6 protein-coding genes are annotated in these 4,640 nt (G+C 65.3%); 3 read left to right on the top strand and 3 right to left on the bottom strand.

What is annotated here, in order from left to right; translation table 11 throughout:
* On the bottom strand, positions 1 to 556 hold a 556-nt coding region (locus tag EOA29_RS25825; RefSeq protein WP_348628917.1), incomplete at its 3' end, for an amino acid--tRNA ligase-related protein.
* Positions 557 to 685: 129 nt separating this feature from the next.
* Here EOA29_RS25825 and efp point away from each other — a divergent pair.
* From efp to EOA29_RS25810, 3 genes are all read left to right on the top strand, one after another.
* Entirely contained in the window at positions 686 to 1,255 is a 570-nt protein-coding gene (gene efp / locus EOA29_RS25820; RefSeq protein WP_126094360.1) for an elongation factor P, read from the top strand.
* Between the two features lie 395 nt (positions 1,256 to 1,650).
* A complete protein-coding gene (locus tag EOA29_RS25815; RefSeq protein ID WP_126094361.1) occupies positions 1,651 to 2,808 on the top strand; it encodes a hypothetical protein in 1,158 nt (385 codons plus the stop codon).
* Positions 2,795 to 3,418 carry a hypothetical protein gene (locus EOA29_RS25810; RefSeq protein WP_126094362.1) on the top strand — a complete coding sequence of 208 codons (624 nt, stop codon included), beginning with the start codon at positions 2,795 to 2,797 and terminating at the stop codon, positions 3,416 to 3,418. Before EOA29_RS25815 ends, EOA29_RS25810 begins: the two co-directional genes overlap by 14 nt.
* A 20-nt stretch (positions 3,419 to 3,438) precedes the next feature.
* On the opposite strand, the gene EOA29_RS25805 is transcribed toward EOA29_RS25810, so the two are convergent.
* Both EOA29_RS25805 and EOA29_RS25800 read right to left on the bottom strand, forming a co-directional pair.
* A complete protein-coding gene (locus tag EOA29_RS25805) occupies positions 3,439 to 3,882 on the bottom strand; it encodes a GtrA family protein (protein WP_126094363.1) in 444 nt (147 codons plus the stop codon).
* The gene (locus EOA29_RS25800) at positions 3,860 to 4,552 is read right to left on the bottom strand and encodes a class I SAM-dependent methyltransferase (RefSeq protein ID WP_126094364.1); all 693 of its coding nucleotides are present in this window, start codon (positions 4,550 to 4,552) and stop codon (positions 3,860 to 3,862) included. Before EOA29_RS25800 ends, EOA29_RS25805 begins: the two co-directional genes overlap by 23 nt.
* Between the last annotated feature and the right edge of the window lie 88 nt (positions 4,553 to 4,640).

The following is a 4,640-nucleotide window of genomic DNA, read 5'->3' as shown; positions in this document are numbered from 1 at the left end:
GGCCGGCGCCAAGAGCTTCCGTTTCCGTGGCCGCGAGGCCGATCCCTTCGGCGAACCGGAGCGGCTGAGCGTCGCCGAAGGGATCGGCCTCGCGGCCACGGAAACGGAAGCTCTTGGCGCCGGCCTTTTCCGCCGCCAAGGCCAGGAATTCGGCGCAGTCGGCCATCAGACTCTCATAAGTCTCGCCGACGCGGTACCATTCGAGCATGGTGAATTCTGGATGATGCAGCGGCCCGCGCTCGCGGTTGCGCCAGACCGCGCCGAGGCTGAAGATGCGCTTCTCGCCGGCGGCGAGCAGCTTCTTGCAGGCGAATTCCGGCGAGGTGTGGAGATAGAGCGGTTGGCGCGATGCGTCTGGGCCGATCGCCTCGGTGGCGAAGGCCGCAAGATGCGCCTCGTTGCCGGGCGAGACCTGCAGCGCCGAGGTCGTCACCTCGACGAAATCGCGCGTCGAGAACCAGCCGCGCAAGGCATTCGCAATGGCGTTGCGCGCCATCAGCCGGGGCCGGCGGTCGGCATGGATATGCGGCGTCCACCAGGGCGAAGCGGCGGTCATGGGCAGGAAAATCGCGCGGAAGGCTGGCGGTTCGGCGCAAGATGCGCTAGGGCGCACGCGAAGGCCGCCGTCGCCGATTTGTGGCGCTCAACGCTTGCAGGCCGAAAAACTCGATTGGGATTGAATATCGTGGTCAAGGTCATCGCCAGTTCGCTACGCAAAGGCAATGTCGTCGATAAGGACGGCAAGCTCTATGTGATCCTCTTTGCCGAAAACATCCACCCTGGCAAGGGTACGCCGGTAACCCAACTCGACATGCGCCGCATCGGCGACGGCGTGAAGGTTTCGGAGCGTTACCGCACGACCGAGATGGTCGAGCGCGCCTATGTCGAGGAGCGCGAGCACACCTTCCTCTATTCCGACGGCGAAGGCTTCCATTTCATGAACCCGGAAAGCTACGACCAGGTCGTGGCCCCGGAAAGCGTGGTCGGCGACATGGCGCCCTACCTGCAGGAAGGCATGGCCGTGCAACTGGCGCAGTTCAACGGCGTGCCGATCTCGCTGGTGCTGCCGCAGCGCGCCGTCTTCGAGGTGGTCGACACCGAGCCGGTCACCAAGGGCCAGACGGCGTCTTCGTCCTACAAGCCGGCCGTGCTCTCCAACGGCGTGCGCACGGCCGTGCCGCCGCACATCTCCGCCGGGACGCGCGTGGTGGTGATGACCGCCGACGGTTCCTACGTCGAGCGCGCCAAGGACTGACGTCTCACCGCAGCCCAATTACCGCGGGCTCGCCTGCGACCAGGCGGACCACCATCAGCATAAATCCTCCCCCGGCTAAGGTGGCTTTCGTAACCGTCGCGCGCGGAACTGCATCTTCGCGCCCATGTCGGACGTAAAGACCAGCTTTGCCTCGGTCCGCAAGCAGACGTCACGTATGATCATGCTGGAGGTCGTGGTCGCGGGGAACGTTAGGTGCGCCATCAGCAACAGCCTCTTTCCTGTTGTGGGAGAGGGTCGGTGCAGTGCTGAAGCAGTGTGCAGCGGAACAAAAATCCCGCCGCCGCTTTACGTATGCAGTATCGGACGGCCAGGCCAGGTCGCCAGGACGCCGGCCCGATGCGGAGCCGTTGGCGATGCCATCCGGACGGGTGGATTTGGCAATTGAAGATGTGGCGCGTGCGAAGAGGGGCATTCGCCTCACGGTGATTGCGGCGGTGCCGCTGCTATTCCTGTTGATCGGTCTTGCCATCCGCTATGGCGCATTTGCGTCGGTGTCGCCGGCTACGAGCCTCACGGCGTACGTTCGCGCTTTCTGCAAGTGGGATTGCACCTGGTATGTGGACATTTCCGAGCAGGGCTATGAGCGCTTTCCGATCCCGGGCCATACCAATATCGGACGATGGGGATTCTTTCCGCTCTATCCGATGCTGGTGGCGGCGGTCCGCGCCATTCTTCCTGTCCCCACAATCCTGATAGCCACGGCGATATCGCTGGCATGCGGCTACGTCTCGTGCCTGACGGCGTGGCCGCTTATGGACAAGAACATGCGTGCCTATGTGCTCTATTGCGCCTTCCTGCTGAGCGGCCCGTTCTCCTTCTATTTCGCCACCTTCCTCACCGAGCCGCTGTTCGTGCTTTTGACGTCATGCCTTTTCCTGGCGCTCAAACGCTCGAACTATCTCGCGGCCGGCCTGTCCTGCGCGCTTCTTTCGGCGACGCGGCCGGTCGGCGTCTTTGCCGTTCTGGCGATCGTCATGCGCATGTTCGAGGAGCATCGCGCCAAGGGCGGATCGGCGAGCGCTTTCCCGCGCCGGCTGCTTGGCCGGCCGGATCTCATCATTGCCATACTCATCTCGCCAGCCGGCGTGTTCGCCTTTATGTTCTTCCTGCATGTCACGCTCGGGGACGGGTTCGCATTCGCCCATGTCCAGCGCGCGTTCGGGCGTGTGGGGGGCAGCCCGCTCCTGTTCCTGTGGGACGGGCTTTCCTATCACCCCGCGTCCGGTTGGCTGCCCTCGGCGCCGCAATGGAGCGCGCTGACGGCGATCGGCGGACTGGCGCTGACGGGCGTGCTGGCGGCTCGCAGGCAATATGGCGCGGCGCTGTTCTGCGCGATCGCCCTCATCCTGCCGCTGACCTCGAACCTGGCCTCCATGGTCCGCTATGTGGTCGGCCTTGCGCCGCTGACGATGCTGGCGGCCGTGCTGCTGTCGGCGTCGAAGCCGACATTTGCGGTGGCCCTGATCGTCTTCCTCACCACCTGCTACTTCATGACCCTCGCATGGCTTGGAGGCTATCTTGCCCTGGTCTGAGCCGACGAGATCGGCCATTCCCCCGCTCACACTCGCCGGCTACGCCCTGGCAGGCGCTCTTGCCGCGGCCGAAATCGCCATCCTTGCGCTTGCCCTCAATCCTCAAGTCGACGACGACTATCGCGCCTATTACATCGACAAGACGACGACCTGCCTCAATCGCGACGCCGTCGGGCGCTACACGCCGGGCCGGACTGTCTCGTTCCGCTCCGACGGCGCCAGTGAGGCGATGGGCATGATGGTCTGCGGCTGGTCGGGGCCGGTGGCCGACGGCACCCATTCGCTGGGCGAGACCTCGCGCCTGCGCCTTGCCCTGCCGCCACTCCGCGACGGGCTTCAGGCGACGCTCGAAATCATCCCCGTCATCCGCCCGCCGCAGACCTCGCAAAGGATCGTCATCTCGGCGAACGGCACCGAGGTACATCGGGCGACGCTGGCGGGCGCCGGGCCAGCAACGGTGTCCTTCGTGATTCCGCAAGCCGCGCTGGCCGGCAGGGCGAGGCTGGAACTGGTCTTCGACTATCCCGATGGGATCCCACAAAGCCCCGACGCCAGCAATATCTACAACCGCGCCATCAAGCTGACGTCGTTTCGGCTGGATGCGCTTTGAAGCATCTCTGCGGATCGCGCTCAGGTCGACCCGCCGTCCTGTGGGCGACGCTCGGCAAAGACCCACCGGTCGAGCACGAGGAAGTTGAGCGCCGGGATGACCAGGCAGGTGAGGAGAACGGGAACGAAGAGCGGCAGGCCGAGCTTCACCGTCAGCAGCCACGGCGCCGCGTAGGCCACGGCGAGGCCGATCGCCGTCAGCAGCGCGAAACGGGGCGCCTGCGAGCGATGCGATCCGTCCGACATGAAGGTGAAGAACTTGTGCGCGAGATAGGAAAACAGGGCCGCGCCTGCATAGGCCGCCAACGAGGCTTCGACAGGCCCGAGGCCGATCCGCTCCGATCCGGCAAAGACCGCTGCCAGGGCGGCATAGAGGATGGTGGCGACGACGCCGACCGAGCCGAAGCGCGCCAGGAGCTTCAGGCCGGCGCCGGAACGATGTTCAGACGCGTGCGACACAGGCATATTGCGCTCCGAGCGGCAGGGCGGCCAGCGAGCGCTCCAGTTTCCGGGAAAGTGGTCTGGCCGACGGCAGGAGCAGAAAATGCTCGCAGCGGACGTCGCGGAAGCCCGCCTGCCCAAGCAGCGATGCTGCCTTGCCAGCGCTGAGCAGGACAGCGTCCTTGTCGAACGGGCACCTCGACACTGCCATGCGGGTCAGCGGGTTGTAGGGATTGTGCTCGATGATGCAGGCAAGCCCGCCTCGTCGCACGACGCGCCGCATCTCGCGGAAGAAATCCAGCCACGCCGCAGGCGGCACGTGGTGGACGACGCAGCTGGCGAACGCCAGGTCGAACATGCCGTCGGGGTACGGCAGGCGCGAGGTGGTGCAGGTGCTGTAGGCGACGCGCGGGTTCTCCCTACTGGCGCGCGAGAGCGACTCCTCCGACACGTCGCAGCCGTCGAGGCGATCGAAGACATCCGCGAGATGGGGATGAAGTGAGCCCACGCCGCAGCCGACATCGAGCGCGCGCACGCCTGCTCTGCCCCGCCGAAGGTCTTGCTCGACAATCAGGCGTCGCAAAAGCTCGGCCTTGGCACGCAGGAAGAAATCATGCTTCAGCCCGGAGAACCGGATCGAGCCCTCGACCGCCTCGCCGTAGCTGGACCTATAGCTGTCGAAAAGATCGGACATTCGCCGTAACCCCGCTCCCAGACTTGCGAAACGATGCGCGCTTATCGCGGGAGGCGACGCGCATCGGCCGATCGAAGCCGCTCAGCCT

Origin of the sequence: Mesorhizobium sp. M1E.F.Ca.ET.063.01.1.1 (genome assembly GCF_003998155.1) — a bacterium.
Lineage (GTDB): Bacteria > Pseudomonadota > Alphaproteobacteria > Rhizobiales > Rhizobiaceae > Mesorhizobium.
Note: the sequence above shows the minus strand (reverse complement) of the source record. Positions and strands in the feature narration are given on the sequence as shown.

Bases quoted from the DNA above. Each gene is read 5' to 3' on its own strand.
- EOA29_RS25805 (WP_126094363.1), bottom strand. From the start codon at position 3,882: ATGCCTGTGTCGCACGCGTCTGAACATCGTTCCGGCGCCGGCCTGAAG.
- EOA29_RS25800 (WP_126094364.1), bottom strand. From the start codon at position 4,552: ATGTCCGATCTTTTCGACAGCTATAGGTCCAGCTACGGCGAGGCGGTC.